Raw genomic sequence first — 26,011 nt, 5'->3', positions numbered from 1 at the left:
AGTGCATCGACAAGACTGAATGAGGGTAAAATGAGCGGGATCCAGGAAACAGTGCGGGCCTATGCCGAGCGCTTCAAGTCGGCCAAGAAACGGGCGCGTCCGCTGTCGTCTCATTTGAAGGCACTCGAGTCCGAAAGCATGCACATCATGCGTGAAGTGGCGTCCGAGTTTGAAAACCCGGTCATGCTCTACTCGATCGGCAAGGACAGTGCAGTCATGCTGCACTTGGCCCTGAAGGCCTTCTTTCCCTCGCGACTGCCTTTCCCGCTTCAGCACGTCGATACGACCTTCAAATTCCGCGACATGATCACCTATCGCAACGCGTTGGCCGAGGCGCTGGGACTGGATATCCGTGTGGAAATCAATCAGGAAGCGATCGACCGCGGGGTGAACCCGTGGGACAGCGGGTCGCAGCTTCACACTCAGGTGCTGAAGACCGAGGCGCTGCGCTCTGCCATGAATCGGCACCAGTATGACGCCGCCTTCGGTGGTGCTCGCCGGGATGAGGAAAAGTCGCGCGCCAAGGAGCGGATCTTCTCGTTCCGCGACACCAATCATGGCTGGGACCCGAAGAACCAGCGGCCCGAGCTGTGGCGCAATTTCAATACGAAGATCAAGAAGGGTGAGTCGATCCGCGTCTTCCCGCTGTCAAACTGGACCGAGCTGGATATCTGGCAGTACATCCTCGAGGACGACATCCCGATCGTGCCGCTCTATTTCGCAGCCCACCGGCCGGTCGTGGAGCGCGATGGCCAGCTTATTATGGTCGACGATGAGCGCCTGCCGCTCAAGGAGGGCGAGAAGCCGGATCTCAAACTTGTGCGGTTCCGGACCCTGGGCTGCTATCCGCTCACCGGTGCCATCGAGTCGAGCGCCCAGACTCTCGAAGAGATTGTGATGGAAATGCTGACGGCCCGGACCTCTGAGCGGTCCGGACGCCTGATCGACCATGATGAAGCCGGGTCGATGGAGAAGAAGAAGCGCGAGGGTTACTTCTGATGACTGTTGAAAGCACGCGCGCTGACGTGATGGAGCGGCTCACCCAGTCCGGTGGCCAGGGCGTTCTGCGTTTCCTGACCTGCGGCTCGGTGGATGACGGAAAGTCGACGCTGATCGGTCGTCTTCTCTATGACAGCAAGCTTTTGTTCGAAGACCAGCTCAATGTGCTTGAGCGCGACAGTCGCAAGCACGGCACCGCCGGTGACGAGATCGATTTCGCGCTGCTGCTTGATGGCCTGGAGGCCGAGCGCGAACAGGGCATCACGATCGATGTCGCCTACCGTTTTTTCTCGACGGAGAAGCGCAAATTCGTCGTCGCCGACACACCCGGCCACGAACAATATACCCGTAATATGGCGACAGGTGCCTCGACCGCCGATGTCGCTGTCATGATGATTGATGCGCGCAAGGGCGTGCTCGTCCAGTCCCTGCGTCACACGTATATTGCGCGCATGATGGGCATCCGCCACATCGTGTTGGCGGTCAACAAGATGGATCTCGTCGAGCACTCGCGGGGGCGTTTCCATGAGATTGTCGCCAGCTACCTCAAGAGCGCCGAGGCGCTTGGCTTCGAGACAATCACGCCGATCCCGATGTCGGCCCGCTATGGCGACAATGTCACCAAGCGCAGCGAGGAGATGAGCTGGCACACCGGACCGACGCTAATCGAGCACCTGGAAGGTCTCGACATCAATAGCGAGATCCAGAACGAACCCTTCCGCATGCCGGTCCAGTGGGTGAACCGTCCCAATCTGAATTTCCGCGGTTATTCCGGGACGATCGTCGCCGGCACCGTGAAGCTGGGCGATGCGATCATAGTGGCGCAGTCCGGCCAGGCGGCCAATGTGGAACGAATCGTGACGGCCGACGGTGATCTGGCCGAGGCCGTTGCCGGCGAAGCGGTAACGCTGGTCCTCAACCACGAGATCGATATCTCCCGTGGCGACATCATCGCGGCGGCCGATGCGCGCCCCGAGGTGACGGACCAGTTCGCTGCCGAATTGCTGTGGATGTCCGAGGAAGACCTGCTTCCGGGGCGTTCCTACCTGCTCAAGATCGGTACGGCGACGACGCCGGCGACCGTGTCGGCGCTGAAGCACCGCGTCGACGTCAATACCTATGAGAAGAAGCCCAGCCGCAAGCTCGAAATGAACGGGATCGGCTTCTGCAATATGTCGACGGCTCGCGCGATTGCCTTTGATCCCTATCACCAGATCCGCGACATGGGCGCATTCATACTGATCGACCGCTTCACCAACCAGACGGTCGGTGCCGGCATGATCGAGTTCGGCCTGCGCCGCGCGTCCAACATCCACCATCACGCGATGGATGTGACGAAGGAGGCCCGGGCCCAGATCAAGGGCCAAAAGCCGGCCATCCTCTGGTTCACGGGCCTCTCCGGCGCCGGCAAGTCAACGGTTGCCAACCTCGTCGAGCGCAAGCTGTCGCAAGCGGGTCACCACACCTATTCGCTGGATGGCGACAATGTCCGCCACGGGTTGAACCGCGATCTTGGTTTCACCGACGAGGACCGCGTCGAGAACGTCCGTCGTATCGGCGAGGTCGGAAGACTTTTCGTCGATTCCGGTCTGATCGTGACCTGTTCCTTCATTTCGCCCTTCCGCTCGGAACGGCAAATGGTTCGGGAACTGGTCGATGATGGCGAGTTCATCGAAGTCTTTATCGATGCGCCGCTCGAGGTCTGCATCGAGCGTGATCCGAAGGGGCTTTACAAGAAAGCAAAGGCTGGCGAGATCAAGAACTTCACCGGTTTCGACAGTCCCTACGAAACACCGGAAACGCCTGAGTTGCACATTCGTACAGCCGATCTCAGTGCTGAAGATGCCGCCGACCAGGTGATTGCCGAGCTCAAGCGCAGGGGACGTCTCGGATAGTTTTGGGGATGGCATCGCCCGGCGGTGAGCCCGCCGCCTAAGCCTTTGGCCAGGCGCTCTGCCCCCATGCCACAAACGCCCCATTGAGGTATTCGACCTCTTCCTTGGCGTAGATGAAGGGCTCACCGTCCGGCGTCAGAACGGCGCCGCCGGCGGCATTGAGCACGGCGTGGCCGGCGCCGGTATCCCATTCCTTGGTCGGCCCGAAGCGCGGATAGACGTCTGCCGTGCCTTCGGCCACCAGGCAGAATTTCAGTGACGATCCGGCCGATACTTTTTCGGTCACGCCTTGGGCGTCGGCAAAGGCGAGCGTGTTAGCGTCGGCATGTGAGCGGCTCATCACCGCTGTCATTCCGCCTGCCGGGCGCGCGCGCGTAGTGATCGTCTCGAGCCGGTCCGGGCTGACGCTTTCGCCGGCTTTGAGGGATCCGGCCCAGGCCTCTGTGCCGCCCACAAAGATCCGTTCGCGGGCCGGAGCAAAGACGCAGCCTGCTGTCGGCGCGCGGTTTTCGATCAGGGCAATATTGACGGTGAACTCACCATTCTTGTTGATGAACTCCTTGGTGCCATCGACCGGATCGACAAGGATGAACGCGCCGTCCGTCTTGGGACGGAAACCGGCGGCAAAACTTTCTTCTGCGAGCACCGGAATGCCCGGCATGGCGGTTTCCAGCTCGGCGAGGATGATCGCCTCGGCCAGTTCGTCGGCATCCGTCACCGGGGATTTGTCGTCCTTGCCGCGCGCTTCGAAATCACTCTCATAAATCTCCATGATCGTGACGGCGGCGATCGAGCAGATGCGGGCAAATTCAAAGGCGATGGCATTCTTGTCGTCGAGATTGGTCATGCGTCAGGTCCAGATCACAGATAGAAAAGGGTGAGAATTGTCAGTGCTCCGGTGGCATAGGCGACGAAGACGACGCTGCCCAGTGCCAGGAAGTCGCTGAGGCGATAGCGCCCGGGCGTGATCACCATCAAATGGGTCTGGTAGCCAAAGGGCATGAAAAAACTGGCGCTGGCACCAAAGGCGGTAGCCAGGGCAAAGGCTTCCGGTGGCAGGCCGAGCTGGTTCGCAGTGGCCAGGGCGACCGGCAGGGCCGTCAGGGCGGCACTGGCATTGGAGAACAGTTCGGTCATTGCCCATGCGAAAAAGAAGATGATCGCCAGGGCCGCATAGGGCGGCAGCTCCCCGGTCACCGCTGCGATGAAATTGGCGGCGGTCGCCGCGGCCCCTGATTGGGTGATCAGCAGGCTCAACAGAACCGCCCCCCAGAGGATGATAACGAGATCGAAGGGGAAGCTTCGCCGGACCTCGCGCGCCGAAGCCCAGTTCAATCCCACCACCAGCGCGGCAAGCGCGAGCGCGGCATGGTGGAAGGGGATGGCCTGGGTCAGGGCAATGACGAGAAAGGCCGCAAAGCTCAGACCCAGTGCCCACGCGGTGCGCGGTGCCATCGGGGTCTGGCCTGGCGTGTCGACATCCAGGATAAGCAGGTTTGGGCGGACATTGTCGCGACTGCCGAAATCGGGGCCGGCTGACAGGATCAGCACATCCCCCGTGCGCAGGCGAATATCGCCGAGCTTGCCGGAAAGTCGCTCATCACCGCGCCGCACGGCCATGACAGATGCATTGAAGCGGGCCCGGAAATCGGCTTCCCGCAATGTCTTGCCGTCGAGCAGGCTCTGGCCGCTGATCACGGCGTGAAAGAATTCGTCTGCCGTCTGCCGCTTGGGGGCCGCGTCAAGTGTGAGCCCGGAAATGCTGTGCAACTCGTCGAAATGAGAGACGTCGCCGACGAAAATCAGCCGGTCACCAGCGTTCAGCACGAAGGCCGGGTGAACGGGCCGGATCACCCGGTTGCCGCGGACGATTTCCGCCAGATAGAAGCTGTGCAGCTTGCGCAATTGCGCCGTTGCAACACTGCGCCCGGCGAGTGCGGATGTGTCTTCGATCCGGGCTTCGATGTGGAAGATGCCGCTGGTATCCGTCTCCGGCGCCTTTCTTTCCTTCAGGATAACCGGAGCTGCCAGTACCAGGGCAGCGAAGACAGACAGTGCGACGACCGCCCCGGGGAAAGCAAAGTCGAATACGGATAGCTCGATTCCCAGGCGCGCGGCCTCGCCGGTGACCATCAGGCTGGCAGAGGTTCCGAACGGGGTCAGCATGCCGCCTGCCAGGGCCATATAGGACAGGGGCAGAAGGAGCAGGTGGGGCGAGATGTCAGGGCGCCGGACGGCTGGTCCCAGCAGGGCTGCGACCACGGCCGTGTTCGGTGTCACGGACGAGGCCAGGGCCGCTGATCCGAGGAATCGCAAGAGAGTCAGGCGCGGTGCTCGCCCCGGAGAGCCGAAAACGGCGCGGCTGAGGCCGGGCAGTTTGGCAAGTGCCGAGGCGATGATGACCAGGCTCGTCACAGCGAGAATTGCCGGCGTCGTCAACCTGGCAAGCGCCTCGTCGAACGATATGCGTCCGGTCAGGATCACGGCCGCGGTGAACAGGGCGAAAGCCCGTGCCGTCGACAGGCGGCCGGACAGCAAAATCGCTCCCAGCATGACCACCAGGACAGTGTCGATCAGGATTGCGCTCACGCGTATTGCCCCCTAGCCATCGCCTTGCCGCAACAACCCGCCTGCCTGCTTCACACCTGCCACTGAACGGTCCTTTTGGACACGGCCAAGGGCAGTTGCGCGTGCGCGGGACGTGCGGGAGGAGTTCGCGACAGCCGGAAAGCATGCTAACGGCTCTGTGGCGAATTGAAAGTCGCTGCATCGCAGCAAAATAATACACAACCCGGGAAAGCGCGTGTCAGATTCAGCCGACATCTCCGTTCTCATTGTCGCTTTCAAGAGTACCGGCACGCTGGCCGGTTGCCTCGCCGCGCTGCAGGCCCAGACGCGCGCTCCGCGCGAGATCATTGTTCTGGAAAACGGTTCGCCTGAAGGGCAGCGCGTGAGTGCCGACGACATGCCGGACGGTGTGCGACTTGTCGAAAGCGACGAAAATCTCGGCTTTGCCGGCGGCATGAACAAGCTGGTTGGGCTTTGCGGGTCACGCTGGATCGCAATGCTGAACCCCGACGCCTACCCGCATGCCGACTGGGTGGAGCAATTGGAGCTCGCGGTGCTGCGCTATCCCGACATCGCCCTGTTCGGCTCGACGCAGTATTGCGCGGGCCAGCCGGGACTGCTGGACGGTGCCGGCGATGTCTATCACGTAACCGGCCTGGCATATCGTGCCGGTTACTTGCGGCCCGTCAGCCTTTTGCCGGAAGAAGGCGAGGTCTTCGGGCCTTGCGGCGCTGCTGCGCTTGTACGCAAGGACGTGTTCGACGGGCTGGGCGGGTTCGACGAGCGGCTGTTCTGCTACAATGAGGACGTCGATCTCGCCGTGCGGGCACGACTGACTGGCCACCGCGCGATCCAGCTTCGCTACGCGGCTGTTGATCATATCGGCTATGCGTCGTCCGGGCGCCGCTCCGAGGTCGCGACCTATTACGGCGTGCGCAACCGGTTGTGGGTGTACTTGAAGAATATGCCGTCCTGGCTGCTCTGGGTGACGATGCCCTTCCACTTTGCCGCGACACTCCTGTTGTCGTGGGGAGCGTGGAAGTCGGGCCAGTTCAAGCTGTACTGGAAAGCAATCTTCGACTGCCTCAAGGCCTGGCCATCGGTCATGCAGGCACGGCGAGAGAGCCAGCGAGCGCGTACCGTTTCGGCGCTGGCCTTTGCCCGCATGATGTTCTGGAGCTCGAAAGGGCTATTGACCCGCGCGCCCGATGTGCGGCCCTATGACGGCCGGATCGTCAGCACGTCACCGGCTCAAGAGCCATAAGCTCGACGCTTTCCAGATCGATCGTGTTGCGATCCGTCGTCCAGTCGGGCCACAAGCCGATGAAGCCGACCGTCCAGACGCAGCTGGGCGGTTCGATGTCGAGCTCGATCGGTGCAAAGTCTTCACCCACAGGCATGCGCTGCCAGGAATCCTGGCCGAGACCAGGGATCAGGAAGGCAAGGCGGGTCGCCTCGGCCGGTTGAACATCAGCCTGCCGGAGATTGAACCGGATGCGGACGCGATGTCCCTGAAGGGCTTCTCGTTCCTCCGGCGTCAGTGTGAAAAAGGCGCCGGCAGACTGAATACCGTCAAACGGGCCCCGCGCAGCGGAAATGCGCACGAACGCCTCGCCATTCTCGGTCAGGAATTCGGCGGTCAGCCCGTTGCCCGTCTGCAGTGCGGCCAGCCCCGGCCCGTCATAAACCAGACCTTCGGCGAGGATTTCCTCCGGCGCGCGATGATCGCTCTCGCCGAAGCTGACGGCGAGCGCGATCATGCCGGCAGCGGCAGCTGTGGCGAGCGGGTAGAAGGCCCAGTCTGGAAGGGAAAGCATGCCGATACGCGCCTGTATGCGTGGAAGGTCGGTGTAGACTCTCTGTTTGGACCGCGCGACAGGCGGCGTCAATCAGGCGGGCGTGGCGCCGCTGTCAGCATTTCGCGCCATTGGAATGACAGCCGCCGGAAGAGCATCCGCCTTTCTGCCGCTTTTCATCGGCATGAATCAGTCTGGAGTCAAAGTCGCAGGGGATGAAGTTGAAGAAGAACTTGAACTTTGAAGCGACACAGCAGATTCTAGGCGTATGAACGTGCGTTCCGATATGCCTGAAGATGCGCTTGAGGTGGTGGTAGCCCGTCTCGACAGGGCGATGGGCCGTGTCGAAAGCGTCGCGCGAACGATGCGGGCCCGCGTGCGGAAGGCGGAAGCTGCTGCGGTTGAGGCGCGCGATGCCGATGTCGATCGGGCCAACCTGGCCGAGGCGCTGGACGAGGCCCGCGGACGCGAGGCTGCCTTGCAGGAGGCCGCTCAAGCGGCGTCGGATGCGCTCGACGGTGCCATCACCGATCTGCGCGGCTTGTTGATGGCTGGGGAGGGATAGGCGATGTCGCGCGTGACCGTCACTCTCAATGGACGCGATTTCACGATCGGTTGCGAGGAGGGACAGGAGGCCTATCTGCGTGAGCTCGCCGCCAGTCTCGACAAGCGTGTCGGCGAGATTTCAGGGCAGGTGGGACAGATCGGGGATTTGCGGCTGCTCTTGATGGCATCGCTCATCCTGGTGGATGATCTGAAGGAGGCCGACAGTCGGGTCGAGGCGCTGGAAGGTCAGATACAGCGCCTGCGGCATGAAAACCACGGCGCGACCAGCCTGCATGCCGAAGCCCGGGGGCGCTTGGCTGACCAGCTCGACCGGCTCGCCCAGCGCATGGAAAGTTTCGCCGACGCGATGGAGGCGGGTGATGCCGATCCGACGGGCGATCATACAATATCTGCGCAGAATGACGCGCTTGCGGAAGCTGGCGCTTGAGCTTGGTCGCATTCGGCTCCACATAGGGGGCGGCGGTTATCTGCTGCGTACGAGTGGAGCGTTTATCCTGCGGACCGTACACCTCCACGAGGGAACTGCCTCTGTCTGGGACCCTGGTCCCGTTCAAGTGGTGCCCACCTGAACTGTCGGGTTTGTGGGGATATACACGCTCTGACGGCGCGAGTGGAGCCGCCACATGATCTCATCCACGGACAAGCCCGCCTTGCGGACCCGCATGCTTGAGCTGCGGCGCAGGGCCGCGCAGGCCCGGCCTGAGGCGGGGCAATTGCTGGCCGCCGGTTTTCCGGACCAGTGGATACCGCCCGCTGGAGCGGTCGTGGCCGGCTATTGGCCGCTTACCGGTGAAATCGATCCCCGCCCATTGATGAACAGGCTTGCCGCCAAAGGCGTCCGGTTGTGCCTTCCCGTCGTAATGGGGGCTGGTCGTGCGCTGAGCTTCCGCAGCTATCGGGATGGCGATCCGCTGGAGCGGCGCGGCATGGGCGTGTCCGAGCCGCTGGCCAGTCAAGCGGAATGCCGGCCGAACCTCCTTCTTGTGCCGCTGCTTGCCAGTGACCATGCCGGCAACCGGCTGGGTTTCGGCAAGGGCTATTATGACTGCACGCTTGCCACCCTGCGCGCATCCGGTCCCACCCTCGCGATCGGACTGGCGTTTGACTGCCAGATGGTTGCGGAGCTCCCCGCCTACAGTCATGATGAGCCACTTGATGGACTCGTCTCCGACACAACCGTGTTCGACTTTCGGGACGAGCCGACGCGATCCGGGGGACAATTCGTGCCACGATGACTTTTACCGTTACCCATGATCCTGCCAATCATGCCGCCTGTCTGACCCATGTCGGCGGCGTTGACGCCGCGGAAATCAAGGCGTCCCGCATCGAGTTGAAAGACGTGGCGAATGCCCATTCGGTGCGCGGTGCCATCATTGACATCATGGACGCCTCCATCGAGGCCGATCCTGTCGACATCATCGAGAACGTTCAGGAACTTGTCGACGACCTGCTTCCGGGCACCAAGCTCGGCTTTGTCGGCCGCGCCGAGGATCAGGAAACCGTGTCGATGATCGTGGCGACTGTTGCCCATTCGCTTGGGAGCCGGGTCGGCCAGTTTCACGACCGGGACAAGGCATTGTGCTGGATCCGGCTTGACTGGAAAGCCGCCGCCGCCTGCGATTGCCTGCCGATTACCGAGTAGTACAGACAAAAGCGCCCCGGTCCCTGGGACCGGGGCGCTTTGTTGTGCCGGCAACGCTGGCCTAGTAGCGGTAATGCTCGGCCTTGAACGGGCCGGCCTGCGGAACGCCGATATAGTCGGCCTGTTCGCTCGACAGTACGGTCAGTTTCGCGCCCAGCTTGTCGAGGTGCAGGGCCGCGACCTTCTCGTCGAGATGCTTGGGCAGGATATAGACCTCGTTGCCGTAGTTCTCGCCCTTGGTCCAGAGCTCGATCTGGGCCAGCGTCTGGTTGGTGAAGCTGGACGACATCACGAAGCTCGGATGGCCGGTGGCATTGCCGAGATTGACTAGGCGGCCTTCCGACAGGAGGATGATGCGGTGGCCTTCCGGGAAGTTCACCAGGTCGACCTGCGGTTTCACATTCGTCCACTTGAAGTTCTTCAGGCTCTCGACCTGAATCTCATTGTCGAAGTGACCGATATTGCAGACGATCGCCATGTCCTTCATGCCGCGCATATGATCGACGGTCAGGATGTCCTTGTTGCCGGTTGCGGTTACGAAGATATCCATGTCGGCGACGACGTCCTCGAGGCGGACAACCTCGAACCCGTCCATGCAGGCCTGCAGGGCGCAAATCGGGTCGATCTCGGTGACGTAGACGCGGGCGCCGGCGCCGGCGAGTGACTCGGCCGAGCCCTTGCCGACATCGCCATAGCCGCAGACGACGGCTTTCTTGCCGGCCATCATCACATCGGTGCCACGACGGACCGCATCAACAAGGCTTTCGCGACAGCCGTAGCGGTTGTCGAATTTCGACTTGGTGACGCTGTCATTCACGTTGATGGCGGGGAAGGGCAGTTCGCCGCGTTTCTGCATCTGATAGAGACGCATCACGCCGGTGGTGGTCTCCTCGGAAACGCCCTTGATGGCGGCCTTGGCCTTGGCGAACCAGCCCGGGCTGGCTTCGAAACGCTTGCGGATCTGGGCGAAGAGATAGGTCTCTTCTTCGGACTTGGGATGGTCGAGCAGGGACGGGTCGGCTTCCGCCTTTTCGCCGAGGATCAGATACATGGTGGCATCGCCGCCATCGTCCAGGATCATGTTGGCCGTCTCGCCGTTCGGCCAATGGAAGATGGCGTCGGCATAGTCCCAGTATTCTTCCAGCGTTTCGCCTTTTGTGGCGAAGACCGGCACGCCGGTTTCGGCGATCGCGGCGGCGGCGTGGTCCTGGGTCGAGAAGATGTTGCAGGACGCCCAGCGGACTTCTGCGCCGAGTGCGGTCAGCGTCTCGATCAGGATCGCGGTCTGCACCGTCATGTGCAGCGAGCCGGCAATGCGGGCGCCCTTGAGCGGTTGCGCGTCCTTGTACTCTTCGCGCAGCGCCATCAGGCCCGGCATCTCAATTTCGGCCATGTCGAATTCGATCCGGCCCCATTTGGCCAGCGACATGTCCTTCACGACATAGGGATTGTCCGCAGCAAATTGCGTCATGACCATCAGGTCCTTCTTTAATCAGTGTTCTCAAAGCAGCAGGGCCGTTGAATTGGCCCTGCTCATAACAGGATCAGAGGAGAGAGCGAAGCTCGTCGGCCAGATCGGTGCGTTCCCAGGAGAAGGCACCGTCTGCGCCCGGCGTCCGGCCGAAATGGCCATAGGCCGCCGTGCGGGCATAGATCGGCTTGTTCAGTTGCAGACGGGTGCGGATGCCGCGCGGCGACAGGTCTGCGAGCTGTCGCAGCACGTCCTCCAGCCTGGATTCATCAACGCGGCCCGTGCCGTGCAGGTCGACATAGAGCGACAGCGGCTTGGACACGCCAATCGCGTAGGAGACCTGGATGGTGCAGCGCTTGGCCAGTTCCGCCGCGACGACGTTCTTGGCCAGCCAGCGGCAGGCATAGGCAGCCGAACGATCGACCTTGGTCGGGTCCTTGCCCGAGAAGGCGCCGCCGCCGTGCGGTGCCGCGCCGCCATAGGTGTCGACAATGATCTTGCGTCCTGTCAGTCCGGCATCGCCGTCCGGGCCGCCGATCACGAAGGTGCCGGTCGGGTTGACGTAGAACTCGTCTTCCGGCGGGAACCAGCCCTCGGGCAGCACCTCGGCCACCACAGGGCGAACCAGCTCGCGAATGTCAGCCTGGCTGAGCCCGTCCTTGTGCTGGGTCGAAACGACCACTGATGTCACGCCCGCCGGCACGCCATTTTCATAACGCATCGTGACTTGCGACTTTGCATCGGGTTCGAATTCCGGACGCTCGCCGGATTTGCGCAGCTCCGCCATGCGCTTGAGGATCTGATGTGAGTAGGTGATCGGTGCCGGCATCAGCTGCGGCGTCTCGTCGGAAGCATAGCCGAACATGATGCCCTGGTCGCCAGCGCCTTCATCCTTGTCGCCACTTGCATCCACACCTTGGGCAATATGGGCGGACTGCTCGTGCAGGAAGTTTTGCAGATTGGCCGTTTTCCAGTGAAAACCGTCTTGCTCATAGCCGATATCGCGCACCGCCTCGCGGGCCGCGGCCTCGATCTCGTCATTGTCAATCTCGGCCGCGCACCGGACCTCGCCCGCCAGAACGATCTGATTGGTGGTGGTCAGTGTCTCGCAGGCGACGCGGGCCTCCGGGTCCTTGCCGATGAAGAGGTCGACAATCGTGTCGGAGATGCGGTCGCACACCTTGTCCGGATGGCCTTCGGAAACGCTTTCGGACGTGAAGATGTAGGAAGAACGGCTCACTGTGGAAACCTCATATAAGGAGTTCTTTATATCATCGGGTAGACCAGATGTGACCTGCGGATGCAAGCCTCGAACGCTTTGCGGAAAAAATCACCAATGCATTTAGGGCGTGCTGACTAAACCACCACTTCGCCTCTAGCCAACCACATCACATAAAGATATCTTTATGTCGTGATGTTGATATTGTTCCGGTGCGGGGCGGCCGTGAGACGGCAAGCCCCGGACAGCGATGCAATCGGCGAAAGGTGCCCCATGAGTGCGGACGGACGGATAGCGCGGAATACGAGCAGCCTTGCCGTCTCGTTCGAATTCTTCCCGCCGAAGACCGACGCGATGGAGGCCACGCTGTGGGAGTCGATATCGCGGCTCGAGCCGCTGCGGCCGGACTTTGTCTCGGTCACCTACGGGGCCGGCGGGTCGACCCGCGACCGGACCCATCGCACGGTTCACCGCATCGTCGAGGAAACCTCGATCCGTCCCGCCGCCCACCTGACCTGTGTCAGTGCGAGCCGGGACGAAGTCGACAATGTCATCCGTGATTACTGGAAGTCGGGCGTACGGCACATCGTGGCGCTGCGCGGTGATCCGCCCGACGCGATCGGCGGGGCCTATGAGCCGCCGGCCGGCGGATATGCCAATGCGGCCGAGCTGGCGCGCGGCATTCGCACTGTCGGCGATTTCGAGATTTCGGTCGGCTGTTATCCCGAGACACATCCGGAAAGCCCGAACGCCGATTTCGACATCGATCTCCTGAAGGCCAAGATTGATGCCGGTGCGACGCGCGCGATCACGCAGTTCTTCTTTGATCCGGATATCTATTTCAGGTTCCGTGATCGTGCGGCCCGGGCCGGCATCTCGATACCGATCATTCCCGGCATCATGCTGCAGCCAAACTTCAAGGGTCTGAAACGGATCGCCGGACTGTGTGGCGCCAGCCTGCCGAAATGGCTGCACGAAGCCTATGAAGGTCTCGACGATGATGCCGGAACGCGTCAACTGGTAACTGCGCATGTGGCCGCAAAGTTGTGCGGAACGCTTCGCAATGGCGGCGTTGACGGCTTCCATTTCTACACGCTGAACCGGGCCGAGCTCGCGCTTTCGACCTGCCAGTTGCTGGGCGTCAAGGCCGGCGAACGAGAGCGTGAGGCTGTCGCATCATGAACCGGTCAGATCGTATCGAAGCGCTGGAACAGACGGCGCGTGAGCGCATTCTCGTTCTCGACGGCGCCATGGGCACTCAAATCCAGGATTTGAAACTGGACGAGGCCGGCTATCGCGGCGAGCGCTTCGCGGAATGGGGCGTCTCGATCAAGGGCAATAATGACGTCCTCAATCTGTCTGCGCCTGACGCCGTCAGGGCAATCCACCGTGCCTACTTCGAGGCCGGTTCGGATATTGTCGAGACCAACACATTCTCGTCGACCTCGATTGCACAGGCCGATTATGAAATGCAGGCCCTGGCGCCCGAAATCGCCCGTGAGGGTGCACGGCTGGCGCGTGAGGCGGCGGACGCGCATTCTGCGGAAGCGGGCCGTGTGTGCGGTGTTGCCGGTGCCATAGGGCCAACCAACAAGACGCTTTCGATCTCGCCGGACGTGAATGATCCGGGCCATCGGGATGTCGATTTCGAGACGGTTCGGGCGACCTATTTCGAACAGGCCGAGGCGATGGCACCTTATGTCGATTGGTTCCTTATTGAGACCGTGTTCGATACGCTCAACGCAAAGGCCGCGATCAAAGCACTTCTGGATCTGCGTATCAGTTCCGGCGAGACAATCCCGATCATGATTTCCGGCACAATCACGGACCGATCAGGGCGAACACTGTCCGGGCAGACTGCCGAGGCCTTCTGGTACTCGGTCCGCCATGCCCGTCCATGGGCGATCGGACTCAACTGTGCCCTGGGGGCTGACGAGATGCGGCCCTATATCGGCGAGATATCCCGTGTCGCCGATACGCGGGTCATTGCCTATCCCAATGCAGGCTTGCCCAATGACATGGGTGAGTATGACGAGGCGCCGGTCGAGACCGCCGGTCATCTTGGCGAGTGGGCGAGGTCCGGTCTGGTCAATATTGTCGGCGGCTGCTGCGGCACCACGCCTGCCCATATCCGCGCCATTGCGGCCGCGGTGGACGGTCTTGCGCCACGCCAGCCGGGTGCGCCGGCGCGTGTGACTCGACTTTCAGGACTTGAACCGTTCGAACTGGCAGTCTGAAACGGTTTTCTCCGGTACCGCGTCGATCACCGGGGCGTTCGCGAGAGAACTCCGGGCGCGATGGGAAGGACAAGGGAATGGCAGTAAAAGAAACGATGAAGCCCGGTGATCACCACTACCGGGCCTATGTCGGTCCGCCTGACCAATACGACTTCATGGGTGCGACTCAGTTCCGCCTGCTCACAAGGCTGGGCCTACGTGAGGAACAAACCTTACTGGATATTGGTTGTGGGTCGCTGCGTGCAGGTCGTCTCTTGATGACCTATCTCGAGCCGGGGAATTATTACGGTGTCGAGCCGAATGACTGGTTGATTCAGAAAGCAGTCGACAGCGAGTTGGGTGCCGAATTCATCGAGAAACGCGCGCCGCAATTCTATCATGGCGATGATTTCGATTTCTCCGGATTCGGAACGACGTTTGACTATCTTGTCGCCCAGTCGATCATTTCCCACACCGGGCGGGACCGGCTGGCGAGGTTGGTCCTGTCTGCAGTCAGTGTCATGCATGAGCGCAGCCGCTTCCTGTTCACGGTGATTCATGAGGCGACGGACGAGCGTATGCCGCCAGGACTGGATGAGCCGGGCTGGGCGTATCCCGGCTGTGTCTGGTTCCCGCGTGACCATATTCATGAATTGTGCACCGCCATGGGCGGACACGCCCAGGAACTGCCCTGGTTTCATCCCCGCCAGACCTGGTGGCTAATGACACGCTCCCCCGACCTCCTTCTCGATGATGCGGTCCTCGCCACCTTCGACGGTCGCGTCTTCAACGATTCCCGTTTCTCCGTTTGAGTGCTGTTCTCATGTCGTCTTCCAAGCCACGCCCCAGTTTCGTCAATGTCGGTGAGCGGACCAATGTCACCGGTTCTGCCCGCTTCCGGAAACTCATCACCGACGGTGACTATGCCGAAGCGGTGACGGTCGCGCGCCAGCAGGTCGAGAACGGCGCCCAGATCATCGATGTGAACATGGATGAGGGCCTGCTCGACAGCGTCGAGGCCATGACCCGCTTCATGCGTCTGATCGCTGGCGAGCCGGATGTGGCCCGCGTGCCGGTCATGGTCGACAGCTCGAAATGGGAGGTGATCGAGGCCGGGCTGCAGAATACGCAGGGCAAGGCGATCGTCAATTCGATCAGCCTGAAGGAAGGCGAGGATCAGTTCCGCGAGCAGGCCGGCAAATGCCTGGCCTATGGTGCGGCCGTCGTGGTGATGGCCTTTGACGAGACCGGTCAGGCCGACACCGCGGCTCGCAAGTACGAGATCTGCGAGCGCGCCTACCGGATACTCGTCGAGGAAATCGGGTTTCCGCCCGAGGATATCATCTTTGATCCCAATATCTTTGCCGTCGCAACGGGGATCGAGGAGCATAACAATTATGCCGTCGACTTCATCGAGGCGACGCGTCGCATCCGGGAAAACCTGCCGGGCTGTCATGTGTCCGGCGGTCTCTCGAACATCTCCTTTTCCTTCCGCGGGAACGAGATCGTTCGCCGGGCCATGCACTCGGTCTTCCTCTACCACGCCATCAAGGCGGGCATGGACATGGGGATCGTCAATGCCGGGCAGCTCGATATCTATGACGATATCGAACCGACGCTGCGCGAACTGGTCGAGGATGTCGTCCTCAACCGGCGCGATGATGCGACCGACCGACTGCTGGAAGCGGCCGGGCAATATCGCGGTCAGGCCGGCGGTCCGGCCCGGGAACGCGACCTGAAATGGCGCGAGGCGCCGGTCGCCGACCGCATCCGCCACGCCCTCGTTCACGGGATCAATGAATTCATCGTCGATGACACGGAGGAGGCGCGCCAGGCATTCGACCGGCCGCTGCATGTCATCGAGGGACCGCTGATGGACGGCATGAATGTCGTCGGCGACCTGTTCGGCGACGGCAGGATGTTCCTGCCCCAGGTCGTCAAATCGGCCCGGGTCATGAAACAGGCGGTAGCCCACCTCATTCCGTACATGGAGGCCGAGAAGGCGCTCACCGGGGACCAGGGCAAGTCGAACGGCAAGATCGTCATGGCGACGGTGAAGGGCGATGTGCACGATATCGGCAAGAATATTGTCGGCGTGGTCCTGCAATGCAACGGCTATGACGTTATCGATCTGGGCGTGATGGTGCCGTGCGAGAAAATCCTCGAAACGGCACGCCGGGAAGGGGCCGACATTATCGGCCTGTCTGGCCTGATCACCCCGTCACTCGACGAGATGGTGTTCGTCGCCTCGGAAATGGAGCGTCAGAAGGTCGAGATTCCCCTGCTCGTTGGCGGTGCGACGACCAGCCCGGCGCATACGGCGGTCAAGATCGACCCGTCGATCAGTATCGCGCCTGTGATCCATGTGCTTGATGCCAGCCGGGCCGTCGGCGTGGTGTCCCGACTTCTCTCGGACCAGCGCGACAGCTATGCGGCCGAGGTCAAGGCCGACCTGGCGAAGATCCGCGAGCGGCGGCTGGCTGCACGGTCGGCCAAGGCGCGCCTGCCGCTCGAGCGGGCGCGGGAGAAGGGGTGGGATTGCGACTGGTCGGCCCATGTGCCGCCTACGCCGAAGCACCCCGGTGTCTCGACGATTGAGCCGGGTCTGGCCGAACTCGTCGACTATATCGACTGGACCCCGTTCTTTTTCACCTGGGAACTCAAGGGCAGCTATCCAGCCATCTTCGAGGATCCCAGGCGGGGCGAGGCGGCGAAGTCATTGTTTGCCGACGCTCAGGCGATGCTCACCCGCATCGTCGAGGAAAGACTGCTCGAACCGCGCGCCGTTGTCGGCTTCTGGCCCGCCAATCGCGATGGTGATGATGCGGTCCTCTACACAGACGACAGCCGCGACACCGAACTCGCCCGCTTATTCGGGCTGCGGCAACAGGCGGCCAAGGACAATGATCGCCCCCATCTCAGCCAGTATGACTTCCTGGCCCCGGCGGGTCATGCGGACTGGATCGGCGGATTCGCCGTTACCGCGGGTGACAATCCGAAGCTGCTGGCCCGATTCGAGGCCGACAAGGATGACTACAACGCCATTCTCTTCAAGGCGCTGTCGGACCGGCTCGCCGAGGCGGCCGCGGAATGGCTGCACGAAAAGGTCCGCCGGGAGGATTGGGGCTATGCGCCGGACGAGACCTTCTCCAGTCGCGAGCTGATCGCGGAGGCCTATGACGGCATCCGTCCGGCGCCGGGCTATCCGTCCCAGCCGGACCATTCGGAAAAGCGGACCCTGTTCCGGCTTCTCGATGCGTCGGACAAGGCCGGTATCGGCCTGACCAATTCCTTTGCCATGACGCCGGCATCGTCGGTTTCCGGCCTCTACCTGTCGCATCCGGACAGCCACTACTTCGCTGTGGGGCGGATTTTGCGCGACCAGGTCGAGGACTATGCCCGCCGCAAGGGCTGGACGCTGGCCGAGGCCGAGCGCTGCCTGGCACCGATCCTGGACTATGTGCCCGGTGCGGCCGACGCCGCCTGACGCGGATGTATCAGTGATGACTTGGACATTCGGCGCATGATGCGCCATATCCGTCGGCCTGACCGCAGACGGAGCCCATATTCATGCGCCTGGCCTTTTTCGGAGACATTGTCGGCAAGACCGGTCGCCGCGCTATCGAGGATCATTTGCCGCGTGTGCGCGATGCGCTGAAGCCGGACTTCATCATCGTCAATGCCGAGAATGCTGCGGCGGGTTTCGGCGTCACGGAAAAGATCTGTCACCAGCTCTTCGATCTGGGCATCGACGTGCTCACCCTGGGCAATCATGCTTGGGATCAACGCGAAACGCTCAGCTTCATTGATCGTGAACCCCGCCTTCTGCGTCCGGCCAACTATCCGGTCGGATCAACCCCCGGTGCCGGCGCCAATCTCTACGACCTGCCGGACGGGCGTCGGGTCTTTGTGATGAATGTCATGGGCAATCTTTTCATGGAATCGCTCGATGATCCGTTCACGGTGGTCGAACGCGAATTGTCGGCAGCCCCGCTGGGCGTCGTCGCCGATGCCGCGATCATCGATTTCCATGGCGAGGCGACGAGCGAGAAGATGGCGATGGGCGCATTCTGCGATGGTCGCGCCAGCCTCGTCGTCGGCACCCACACGCATGTTCCAACGGCGGATGCGCGTGTTCTGCCCGGGGGCACCGGCTATCAGACCGATGCCGGCATGTGCGGGGATTATGACAGTGTCATCGGCATGGACAAGGAAGAGCCCTTGCGGCGCTTCACCACCCGGATGCGGTCCGGCCGCTTCGAGCCAGCCACCGGTGAGGCGACGCTGTGCGGAGTGTTCGTGGAGACCGATGACCGGACGGGACTGGCCCTCCGTTGCGAGCCGATCCGGCTAGGTGGACAGCTCGCCGAAACGCTTCCGTTTTGATGTGATAATTTTGCTGCGTCGCAGCACAAACCGCCCGGTTCGCGGCTGCAACCGGTTGATCGTGTTTCTCCGGCGGCTAGCGTAATTGCTCGCGTCGGTGTGACCGTGTTCACAGCGCGCCCGAATCCGGTTGTGGCATGATCGCCGCATTGCTGGGGGGAAGCTCGGGACGCTTGGCCGCCGCGAAGGAGGAGGGTTTGGAATGTTCAAGCAGACGATCCGCTTTGAACGGGCGCAGGATGCCTTGGTGTTCGACCGTCACATGGTTGAGTTTCTCCGAGCCTGCAAGACCGGTCAGGACGAAGACGATGCCTGTCTGTTCACGACGCGACTCCAGGACGACCACGCTCATATCCGCGTCGTCCAGACCGACAGCGCGCACATGCTGGGGCGCTTGTTGAACTATCTGTCTGTGCGTAACTTCCCTCCCGCAACGCGTGCCGAACCGCTTCGGGGCGCCCTGAGCAACTGACCGTCCCGGCAGCCGGGCGGCTGCGGGGAGATATTTCATGGCGACGCGTATCCTTCCGGTGATCATGTCCGGGGGCTCGGGCACGCGCCTGTGGCCGCTTTCCCGCGAAGACATGCCCAAACAATTGCAACCGCTGACCTCGGATGCCAGCATGCTGGTCGAGACGGCGCGCCGCGTGTCGGGACATGTGGAAGCGGTCAGCTTCCTGCCGCCGCTGGTGATTCTCAACGCAAAACAGGCTGATACCGCCCGGCGCCAGCTCGCTGATGCCGGACTGGGCGACGCCCGCCTGGTCGTCGAGCCGGTTGGTCGCAACACCGCCGCCGTCGCAGCGGCTGCCGCCGAACTCGCGGCTGCAACCGACGGGGCGGACCAGGTCCTGCTTCTGCCCGCCGATCACTTCATCCGGGATGTTGAGGCGTTCCGCTCTTCGATCGCGCAGGGCAGCGAGCTCGCCCGGCAAGGGCGGCTGGTCACCTTCGGTATCGAGCCCGATCAGCCCCATACCGGTTACGGCTATATCCGGCGTGGCGCTGCTTCCGGGCCCGGCTTTGATGTCCGCGCCTTCACCGAGAAGCCGGATGCCAGGACGGCTGCCGGCTTGTTGCGGGCGGGGGGCTATTACTGGAATGCCGGCATATTCCTGTTTGCGCCCGAGGCTGTTCGTGCCGAGATGGAGCGTCAGTGTCCCGATGTGCTGACAGCCGTCCGCGCGGCCATTGCCGACGGAGTCGAGACCGGAGACCGGCTCGATCTCGATGCGCAGGCCTTTGCCCGTTGTCCGTCCATCTCCTTCGACTATGCGGTCATGGAGGGGACCGACCGCGCAGCCGTTGTACCGGCAGATATCGGTTGGTCGGATGTGGGGTCTTTCGATGCGCTCTGGCAGATCCGCGACAAGGATGCAGCGGGCAATGCCGGGACCGGTGATGTCGACTTTCTCGATAGTCGCCGCTGTTTCGGATTCGCCACGGATGCGCGGGTCGTGCTGTGCGGCGTCCGCGATCTTGTTGTTGTCCAGACCTCCGACGCCATCCTGGTGGCTGATCGCAATGACAGCCAGGCGATCAAGACCGTTGTCGAGACGCTGAAGTCCGAAGGCCGGACCGATCTGCTCTGATCAGCTTGCCAATGTGGCGCGGGGAGTGGCGTTTGCCCGGCATTCTGGGTAAGGAGGGCGCCTCGAATCCGCAGGAAGAGGGATCCCGACCATGGCCGGACACTCCAAATGGGCCAATATCCAGCACCGCAAGGGGCGCCAGGACAAGCTGCGTTCCAAGCTGTTCTCGCGCCTGTCCAAGGAAATTTCGATCGCTGCCAAGATGGGCGGCCCTGATCCTGACGCCAATCCGCGCCTGCGTCTGGCTGTCGCCAATGCCAAGGGCCAGTCCATGCCCAAGGACAATATCCAGCGGGCAATCGACAAGGCGTCCGGTGGCGATGGAGAAGCCTATGAGGATATCCGCTATGAAGGCTTCGGTCCGGCCGGTATCGGCGTAATCGTCGAGGTCTCCACGGACAATCGCAATCGGGCAGCGGCCGAGGTTCGTACCGCTTTCGCCAAGAATGGCGGCAATCTCGGCGAGACCGGCTCGGTCGCCTTCATGTTCGATAATGTCGGCGAGATTCGGTATCCCCTGTCCAAGGCGGACGAGGATGCGATGATGGAAGCGGCTATCGAGGCTGGCGCCGAAGATGTGGCATCCGAGCCCGGCGATGAGGATAATGAGGGCGAGCACGTGATCTACACGGCCCGTGAGGACCTCATGGAAGTGGTTGGAAACCTGTCGGAGCGTTTCGACGATCCGTCCTCCGCCAAATTGATCTGGCGGCCGCAAAACCTCATAGAAGTCACCGGTGACAAGGTGGGCTCGCTGATGAAGATGATGGAAACGCTGGAAGATTGCGACGACGTGCAGAACGTTTACGCCAATTTTGATATTTCTGACGAGGATATGGCGGCATTGGGCTGACGGCCTTTGGCCAGCGGGGAAAAATGACGGACTGGGCGTCGAAACTGCGGGAATGGGGCGTCCGGACCGCTTTGCCTTTCTGGGCCGAGCGCGCTTGGGACAAGCGCTTTGGCGGGTTTCTGGAATCGCTCAGTCTCGACGGGCAGCCGGTCACCGGTGACACCCGACGTGTCCGGACGCAGGCGCGTCAGATCTACGTCTTCTCGCGCGCCCATCATGCCGGCTGGGCTGACGGGCTCGATCTGGCCGTCGAAGGTTTTGAACTGCTCGAGCGCCGTGCCCATGCACCGGATGGCACGCCTGGATGGGTGCATACCCTGACGGCCAGCGGTTCGGTCGAGAGCCCGGTCCGTGATCTCTACGACCACGCCTTCATCCTGCTGGCCCTGGCCTGGCTGCACCGGGTGACCCATGACAGTCACTACCGTCAGCTGGCCGATGAGATTCTCATTTATCTCGACACGCATCTGACCCGGCCGCAGGGCGGCTATGCCGAGGCGATCGGGGCGGCCCAGCTGCCGCGCCGCCAGAACCCGCACATGCACCTCTTCGAAGCCCTGCTCGCCTGGTATGACGCCACCGGCGACCAGGCTTTTTTGAGCCGGATCGAGGCCATCTACCAGTTGTTCTCAACGCGATTTCTCGATCGCGAAGCAGGTGTGCTTTACGAGTTCTTTGATGCCGACTGGCAGGTCAGCGCCGACCCCGCCGGAGCGGTGGTCGAGCCCGGGCATGAGGTCGAATGGATCTGGTTGCTGCATGCCTATCGCGATTGCGGTGCCGTGGTCGATGAGACGATCCTCGACTTCCTGCACGCGCACGGGACAGGGATTGGACGCAATCGGACGACCGGTTGCCTGGTCGCGACCGTCCGACCCGACGGTGCGCCGCTTGATGCCGGATCCAGGACCTGGATGCAGACCGAATGGTTGCGGGCCGCGGCAGCGCGTCAGCGCGCCGGCCATCCAGATGCCGGAAAAGAGCTTGAAACCGTCTGCGAGCTTCTGTTCAGGCACCATCTTGATCCGGCCTTGCCCGGCGGCTGGATCGATCAGATCGATGCCGCCGGACAGCGTGTCGCCGACCGCATGCCGGCCAGCACGCTGTATCATTTGCTGGGCGCCGTTGTAGATGCCCATCGCGCTGCCGGAAGGGGCAGGGAAAGCGTCTCCGACGCCTTGTGAAGCGACCGGGCTGCCAATAGGTTGTCACTTCCCATTCTGAGTGCAGGAAGTCCCGTGTCCGATACCGATTTGAACGCTCATGCCGAACGCCTGTCCGGCGCTTCTCTCCGTGCGCTGGCCGAGGCTGGCGATGATCGTACCCATGCCCTCATCGTGAAGGCTGTCGGGCTTGAATTCGACGCGACCAAGCAGCGTCTGGATGCCGCCGCCCTGGCCGCCCTGTTTGCCTCGGCCCGCGCGAGCGGACTTGAAAGCAAGCGGGATGCACTTCTTTCTGGCGCGATTGTGAACGCTACCGAAGGGCGTCCGGCCCTGCACATGGCCTATCGCGAAGGCGGCAATCTGGCCGGTAGCGATGCGGCCGCCCTGGTAACGCGGACCCAGGCGGAGACCCGTGAATTTGCCGAGCGCGTCCGCTCGGGTGCCTATGCGCCGTCCGGCGTGCCGATCACACGCGTTGTCAATATCGGGATCGGCGGTTCGGATCTTGGTCCGCGCCTCGTCGCCGACGCGCTCGCCGATCACGCGGAAGGCGGCCCGGAGCTGCGCTTCGTCGCCAGTCTCGATCCGAGCGATCTGAAGCATGCGGTCGCGGGCGCCGATCCGGCCGCCATCCTGTTCATTGTTGCGTCGAAATCCTTCTCGACGCAGGAGACCCTGATGTCCGGTGAGGCGGCCCGTGACTGGCTCGCCGGCCATGTCGGTGCCGACCGTGCCGGGGCTCATTTCGCTGCGGCCTCTGCTGCACCGGAAAAGGCCAAGGCCTTCGGGATTGATCCGACACTTGTCTTCGATTTCCCGGATTGGGTCGGTGGGCGCTATTCCGTGTGGAGCGCTGTCGGCCTGTCGCTGGAAATCGGTCTGGGCCCGGATGTGTTTCAGGCCTTCCGCGACGGCGCCAAGGCGATGGACACGCATTTTGCGACCGCACCGCTCGAGCGCAACATGCCGGTGCTCAAGGGACTGATTGATGTCTGGAACCGGATTGGCCTTGGCTATCCGGCGCGCTGTGTCGCCGCCTATTCGGCCCGGATGGGCAAGCTGGCGGATTATTTCCAGCAGCTGGAAATGGAATCGCTCGGCAAGTCGGTGACCGTGGATGGCAAGCCGGGCAAGACGCCGGGCGGGGCGCTGGTCTGGGGCGGCAACGGAACCGAGATCCAGCATTCCTTTTTCCAGTGGCTGCACCAGGGCGGTGACGTGGTGCCGGTCGACTTCATCGGTATCGCGCGGCATTTTGCCAGCACAGATCCGCGCGAGCGGGCACTGGCCGCGAACATGGCGGCACAGGGCGCAGCCTTGCTCGACGGACGCAGGGTTGATCCGGCGGTGGAGCCTGAGCTCGCCAGCCATAAGTCGATGCCGGGTGGTCGTCCGTCATCGACCCTGTTGCTGGAAGACCTGGCACCGGCAACGTTCGGGGCGCTTATCGCCTTGCATGAACACAAGGTTTTTGTCGAAAGCGTGCTTTATGACATCAATCCGTTCGACCAATGGGGTGTCGAGCTGGGAAAAGTGCTGACCAAGGGGATTTTGGACGGCGATATATCCAGCTATGACGCCTCGACGAAGGCCTTGCTTGCAAGGACTGGCCTGATATCCGGCTAGCCGCCGGACCGGAGCATGGAGACGCTCGCATGACCACACTTTCCGCCTCGGTTTCGATGAACGATATGGCCAATGCCATTCGGGCCCTGTCGATGGATGCCGTGCAGCGAGCCAATTCCGGCCACCCGGGCATGCCGATGGGCATGGCGGATGTGGCGACGGTCCTTTGGGCCAAGCACATGAAGTTTGATCCGGCGGCGCCGGGCTGGGCGGATCGCGATCGCTTCGTTCTGTCGGCAGGCCACGGCTCGATGCTGCTTTATGCCCTGCTCCACCTGACCGGATTTGAAGACATCACGATCGATGAGCTCAAGAATTTCCGGCAGCTCGACAGCCTGACTGCCGGCCATCCGGAATACGGACATACGCCGGGGGTTGAAGCGACCACGGGGCCGCTGGGGCAGGGCATCTCCATGTCGGTCGGCATGGCTCTGGCCGAGCGCATGATGAATGCGCGTTATGGCGACGAGCTGGTCGATCACCGTACCTGGGTCATTGCCTCTGATGGCGACCTCCAGGAAGGCATCTCCCACGAGGCGATCTCCCTGGCCGGCCATCTCGGCCTCAACCGCCTGTGTGTCCTGTGGGATGATAACGAGATTTCGATCGACGGCCCGACCGACCTGTCGGAGAGCACCGATGTGCTCAAGCGTTTCGACGCAGCGGGCTGGGCTGTTTCACGCATCGACGGACACGACCACGCCGCCATTGACGCCGCCCTCCAGGCGGCCCGATCGTCGGACAAGCCGGTCCTGATCGCCTGTCGCACGACGATTGGCTACGGGGCGCCGACCAAGGCCGGTACCGCCGGCAGCCATGGCGCACCCCTCGGCGATGACGAGATTGCCGGTACGCGCAAGGCGCTGGGCTGGACGTCAGCACCCTTCGAGGTGCCAGCCGATATCATCGATGCCTGGCGTGCGACCGGTTCCGCCGATTCGCATCAGGCATGGCAGGAACGTCTTGCCGGTTCCGAAAAGGCCGATGACTTCGTGTCGCAGATATCAGGCGAGCCCGGTGAGGCCGAACTCGCAGCGCTTGACGCCTGGCGCTGCAAGGTCGCCGAGGACAAGCCGGCTCTGGCCTCCCGTGCGGCCTCCGGGCAGACGCTGGCCGCGATCATCGGCGAGTGGCCAAGCCTGGCGGGCGGCTCTGCGGACCTTGCCGGATCCAATCTGACCAAGACACCCGGCGTCGGGGTCGTGAAGGCTGGCGACTATGCCGGTCAGTACATCCATTTCGGCGTGCGCGAGCACGGCATGGCGGCCTGTGCCAATGGCATGTCCCTGCATGGTGGTTTCCGGCCGCATGTCGCGACCTTCCTGGTCTTTGCCGACTATTGCCGGCCGGCCATGCGCCTGTCTTCGCTCATGCATCAGCCCGTTGTCTATGTGATGACACACGACTCCATCGGTCTGGGTGAGGATGGTCCGACGCACCAGCCGGTCGAGACCCTCGCCTCGTTGCGCGCCATTCCGAACATGTATGTCTTCCGCCCGGCCGATGCGCTCGAAACCGCGGAAGCCTGGGACCTCGCGCTGCGCCGGATCGACGGACCGTCCGTCCTGGCCCTGTCGCGCCAGAAGCTGCCCTTCCTGCGCGAGGATGATGGCAGCGTGAACCGTTCCGCACGCGGCGCTTACGTGCTTGCCGAAAGTGAAGGGGCTCCGGATGTCGTGCTGGTCGGCACGGGCTCTGAAGTGTCTCTGGCTGTCGAGGCTGCGACCGCGCTGCGCGGAAAGGGCCGCAGCGTTCGCGTCATCTCGGCGCCTTGCCTCGACCTCCTGCTCGAGCAGGGCGACGACTATCTTGATGATTTGTTCCCGGCGGGAATCCCGGTGGTTGCCTGTGAGGCGGCGCTGCGCTTTGGCTGGGACCAGATCATCGGTCGCAAGGGCGCCTTTGTCGGCATGGCCGGTTTTGGCGCCAGTGCACCGGCCGAAGACCTGTATGCGCATTTCGGAATCACGTCCGATGGCATTATCAGCGCAGCGGAAGCTCTGCTTGCCGGCTAG

At 62.5% G+C, this 26,011-nt stretch carries 23 protein-coding genes; 17 read left to right on the top strand and 6 right to left on the bottom strand.

From position 1 onward, the window contains the following. Positions 1–30: 30 nt before the first annotated feature. Both cysD and cysN read left to right on the top strand, forming a co-directional pair. Positions 31–999, top strand: a complete 969-nt coding sequence (cysD, locus tag QZZ02_RS00590) for a sulfate adenylyltransferase subunit CysD (RefSeq protein ID WP_291841579.1) — start codon at positions 31–33, stop codon at positions 997–999. Continuing rightward, positions 999–2,894, top strand: a complete 1,896-nt coding sequence (gene cysN, locus QZZ02_RS00585) for a sulfate adenylyltransferase subunit CysN (RefSeq protein WP_291841578.1) — start codon at positions 999–1,001, stop codon at positions 2,892–2,894. Before cysD ends, cysN begins: the two co-directional genes overlap by 1 nt. A 37-nt stretch (positions 2,895–2,931) precedes the next feature. Here the strand turns inward: cysN and cysQ are convergent, their stop codons facing one another. Continuing rightward, positions 2,932–3,741, bottom strand: coding sequence for a 3'(2'),5'-bisphosphate nucleotidase CysQ (gene cysQ / locus QZZ02_RS00580; RefSeq protein ID WP_291841577.1), 810 nt, complete (start codon positions 3,739–3,741; stop codon positions 2,932–2,934). A gap of 14 nt (positions 3,742–3,755) precedes the next feature. Next, positions 3,756–5,483 carry an SLC13 family permease gene (locus tag QZZ02_RS00575; protein ID WP_291841576.1) on the bottom strand — a complete coding sequence of 576 codons (1,728 nt, stop codon included), beginning with the start codon at positions 5,481–5,483 and terminating at the stop codon, positions 3,756–3,758. Between the two features lie 214 nt (positions 5,484–5,697). On the opposite strand from QZZ02_RS00575, the gene QZZ02_RS00570 reads away from it, so the two are divergent. Next, on the top strand, positions 5,698–6,726 hold the full coding sequence (locus QZZ02_RS00570) for a glycosyltransferase family 2 protein (RefSeq protein WP_291841575.1): 1,029 nt from the start codon (positions 5,698–5,700) through the stop codon (positions 6,724–6,726). On the opposite strand, the gene QZZ02_RS00565 is transcribed toward QZZ02_RS00570, so the two are convergent. Beyond that, positions 6,698–7,279: a hypothetical protein gene (locus QZZ02_RS00565; RefSeq protein ID WP_291841574.1), complete on the bottom strand. Its 582-nt coding sequence runs from the start codon at positions 7,277–7,279 to the stop codon at positions 6,698–6,700. The two genes, QZZ02_RS00570 and QZZ02_RS00565, sit on opposite strands and share 29 nt — an antisense overlap. Before the next feature lie 253 nt (positions 7,280–7,532). Between QZZ02_RS00565 and QZZ02_RS00560 the strand changes: the two genes are divergently transcribed. The 4 genes from QZZ02_RS00560 (at position 7,533) to QZZ02_RS00545 (ending at position 9,467) form a co-directional block, all read left to right on the top strand. Continuing rightward, entirely contained in the window at positions 7,533–7,823 is a 291-nt protein-coding gene (locus tag QZZ02_RS00560) for a DUF4164 family protein (protein ID WP_291841573.1), read from the top strand. Between the two features lie 3 nt (positions 7,824–7,826). Then, the gene (locus tag QZZ02_RS00555; RefSeq protein ID WP_291841572.1) at positions 7,827–8,252 is read left to right on the top strand and encodes a cell division protein ZapA; all 426 of its coding nucleotides are present in this window, start codon (positions 7,827–7,829) and stop codon (positions 8,250–8,252) included. 196 nt (positions 8,253–8,448) lie between these two features. Then, entirely contained in the window at positions 8,449–9,060 is a 612-nt protein-coding gene (locus QZZ02_RS00550; RefSeq protein ID WP_291841571.1) for a 5-formyltetrahydrofolate cyclo-ligase, read from the top strand. Next, positions 9,057–9,467 (top strand): hypothetical protein, encoded by a 411-nt coding sequence (locus QZZ02_RS00545; protein ID WP_291841570.1) that lies wholly within the window; start codon positions 9,057–9,059, stop codon positions 9,465–9,467. The genes QZZ02_RS00550 and QZZ02_RS00545 overlap by 4 nt, the downstream gene beginning before the upstream one ends. A gap of 61 nt (positions 9,468–9,528) precedes the next feature. Here the strand turns inward: QZZ02_RS00545 and ahcY are convergent, their stop codons facing one another. Then, positions 9,529–10,938 carry an adenosylhomocysteinase gene (ahcY, locus tag QZZ02_RS00540; protein WP_291841757.1) on the bottom strand — a complete coding sequence of 470 codons (1,410 nt, stop codon included), beginning with the start codon at positions 10,936–10,938 and terminating at the stop codon, positions 9,529–9,531. A gap of 73 nt (positions 10,939–11,011) precedes the next feature. Next, positions 11,012–12,178: a methionine adenosyltransferase gene (gene metK / locus QZZ02_RS00535; protein WP_291841569.1), complete on the bottom strand. Its 1,167-nt coding sequence runs from the start codon at positions 12,176–12,178 to the stop codon at positions 11,012–11,014. Positions 12,179–12,430: 252 nt separating this feature from the next. Here metK and metF point away from each other — a divergent pair, with 252 nt between their 5' ends. The 5 genes from metF to QZZ02_RS00510 all read left to right on the top strand — a co-directional run bounded on the left by metF (position 12,431) and on the right by QZZ02_RS00510 (position 18,759). After that, a complete protein-coding gene (gene metF, locus QZZ02_RS00530; protein WP_291841568.1) occupies positions 12,431–13,339 on the top strand; it encodes a methylenetetrahydrofolate reductase [NAD(P)H] in 909 nt (302 codons plus the stop codon). Continuing rightward, the gene (locus QZZ02_RS00525) at positions 13,336–14,394 is read left to right on the top strand and encodes a homocysteine S-methyltransferase family protein (protein ID WP_291841567.1); all 1,059 of its coding nucleotides are present in this window, start codon (positions 13,336–13,338) and stop codon (positions 14,392–14,394) included. The genes metF and QZZ02_RS00525 overlap by 4 nt, the downstream gene beginning before the upstream one ends. 77 nt (positions 14,395–14,471) lie before the next feature. Beyond that, positions 14,472–15,185, top strand: a complete 714-nt coding sequence (locus QZZ02_RS00520; protein WP_291841566.1) for a class I SAM-dependent methyltransferase — start codon at positions 14,472–14,474, stop codon at positions 15,183–15,185. An 11-nt stretch (positions 15,186–15,196) separates the two neighbouring features. Then, positions 15,197–17,860, top strand: a complete 2,664-nt coding sequence (metH, locus tag QZZ02_RS00515) for a methionine synthase (protein ID WP_291841565.1) — start codon at positions 15,197–15,199, stop codon at positions 17,858–17,860. Between the two features lie 83 nt (positions 17,861–17,943). Next, the gene (locus QZZ02_RS00510; protein WP_291841564.1) at positions 17,944–18,759 is read left to right on the top strand and encodes a TIGR00282 family metallophosphoesterase; all 816 of its coding nucleotides are present in this window, start codon (positions 17,944–17,946) and stop codon (positions 18,757–18,759) included. A 109-nt stretch (positions 18,760–18,868) separates the two neighbouring features. Here QZZ02_RS00510 and QZZ02_RS00505 read toward each other — a convergent pair whose 3' ends face one another. Further along, positions 18,869–19,270 (bottom strand): hypothetical protein, encoded by a 402-nt coding sequence (locus tag QZZ02_RS00505; RefSeq protein WP_291841563.1) that lies wholly within the window; start codon positions 19,268–19,270, stop codon positions 18,869–18,871. On the opposite strand from QZZ02_RS00505, the gene QZZ02_RS00500 reads away from it, so the two are divergent. The 5 genes from QZZ02_RS00500 to tkt all read left to right on the top strand — a co-directional run bounded on the left by QZZ02_RS00500 (position 19,269) and on the right by tkt (position 26,011). Next, positions 19,269–20,351, top strand: a complete 1,083-nt coding sequence (locus tag QZZ02_RS00500; protein ID WP_291841562.1) for a mannose-1-phosphate guanylyltransferase/mannose-6-phosphate isomerase — start codon at positions 19,269–19,271, stop codon at positions 20,349–20,351. The two genes, QZZ02_RS00505 and QZZ02_RS00500, sit on opposite strands and share 2 nt — an antisense overlap. Positions 20,352–20,442: 91 nt before the next feature. Next, on the top strand, positions 20,443–21,204 hold the full coding sequence (locus QZZ02_RS00495) for a YebC/PmpR family DNA-binding transcriptional regulator (protein WP_291841561.1): 762 nt from the start codon (positions 20,443–20,445) through the stop codon (positions 21,202–21,204). A gap of 23 nt (positions 21,205–21,227) precedes the next feature. Beyond that, entirely contained in the window at positions 21,228–22,388 is a 1,161-nt protein-coding gene (locus QZZ02_RS00490) for an AGE family epimerase/isomerase (protein ID WP_291841560.1), read from the top strand. 54 nt (positions 22,389–22,442) lie between these two features. Next, positions 22,443–23,996: a glucose-6-phosphate isomerase gene (gene pgi, locus QZZ02_RS00485; protein ID WP_291841559.1), complete on the top strand. Its 1,554-nt coding sequence runs from the start codon at positions 22,443–22,445 to the stop codon at positions 23,994–23,996. A 29-nt stretch (positions 23,997–24,025) separates the two neighbouring features. Continuing rightward, positions 24,026–26,011, top strand: a complete 1,986-nt coding sequence (gene tkt, locus QZZ02_RS00480; protein ID WP_291841557.1) for a transketolase — start codon at positions 24,026–24,028, stop codon at positions 26,009–26,011.

This window comes from Maricaulis sp. (genome assembly GCF_015665295.1).
Classification (GTDB): domain Bacteria; phylum Pseudomonadota; class Alphaproteobacteria; order Caulobacterales; family Maricaulaceae; genus Maricaulis.
The sequence above is the reverse complement of the archived record's forward strand: the minus strand, read 5'-3'. Positions and strand labels throughout refer to the sequence as shown.

Excerpts from the sequence above, each read along its gene's own strand:
- QZZ02_RS00520 (WP_291841566.1), top strand. The coding sequence starts at position 14,472 with ATGGCAGTAAAAGAAACGATGAAGCCCGGTGATCACCACTACCGGGCC.
- cysQ (WP_291841577.1), bottom strand. The coding sequence starts at position 3,741 with ATGACCAATCTCGACGACAAGAATGCCATCGCCTTTGAATTTGCCCGC.
- QZZ02_RS00555 (WP_291841572.1), top strand. The coding sequence starts at position 7,827 with ATGTCGCGCGTGACCGTCACTCTCAATGGACGCGATTTCACGATCGGT.
- ahcY (WP_291841757.1), bottom strand. The coding sequence starts at position 10,938 with ATGACGCAATTTGCTGCGGACAATCCCTATGTCGTGAAGGACATGTCG.
- cysD (WP_291841579.1), top strand. The coding sequence starts at position 31 with ATGAGCGGGATCCAGGAAACAGTGCGGGCCTATGCCGAGCGCTTCAAG.
- metF (WP_291841568.1), top strand. The coding sequence starts at position 12,431 with ATGAGTGCGGACGGACGGATAGCGCGGAATACGAGCAGCCTTGCCGTC.
- cysN (WP_291841578.1), top strand. The coding sequence starts at position 999 with ATGACTGTTGAAAGCACGCGCGCTGACGTGATGGAGCGGCTCACCCAG.
- QZZ02_RS00500 (WP_291841562.1), top strand. The coding sequence starts at position 19,269 with ATGGCGACGCGTATCCTTCCGGTGATCATGTCCGGGGGCTCGGGCACG.
- QZZ02_RS00545 (WP_291841570.1), top strand. The coding sequence starts at position 9,057 with ATGACTTTTACCGTTACCCATGATCCTGCCAATCATGCCGCCTGTCTG.
- QZZ02_RS00550 (WP_291841571.1), top strand. The coding sequence starts at position 8,449 with ATGATCTCATCCACGGACAAGCCCGCCTTGCGGACCCGCATGCTTGAG.
- QZZ02_RS00505 (WP_291841563.1), bottom strand. The coding sequence starts at position 19,270 with ATGAAATATCTCCCCGCAGCCGCCCGGCTGCCGGGACGGTCAGTTGCT.
- metH (WP_291841565.1), top strand. The coding sequence starts at position 15,197 with ATGTCGTCTTCCAAGCCACGCCCCAGTTTCGTCAATGTCGGTGAGCGG.
- QZZ02_RS00510 (WP_291841564.1), top strand. The coding sequence starts at position 17,944 with ATGCGCCTGGCCTTTTTCGGAGACATTGTCGGCAAGACCGGTCGCCGC.
- QZZ02_RS00525 (WP_291841567.1), top strand. The coding sequence starts at position 13,336 with ATGAACCGGTCAGATCGTATCGAAGCGCTGGAACAGACGGCGCGTGAG.
- QZZ02_RS00490 (WP_291841560.1), top strand. The coding sequence starts at position 21,228 with ATGACGGACTGGGCGTCGAAACTGCGGGAATGGGGCGTCCGGACCGCT.
- QZZ02_RS00565 (WP_291841574.1), bottom strand. The coding sequence starts at position 7,279 with ATGCTTTCCCTTCCAGACTGGGCCTTCTACCCGCTCGCCACAGCTGCC.
- QZZ02_RS00495 (WP_291841561.1), top strand. The coding sequence starts at position 20,443 with ATGGCCGGACACTCCAAATGGGCCAATATCCAGCACCGCAAGGGGCGC.
- tkt (WP_291841557.1), top strand. The coding sequence starts at position 24,026 with ATGACCACACTTTCCGCCTCGGTTTCGATGAACGATATGGCCAATGCC.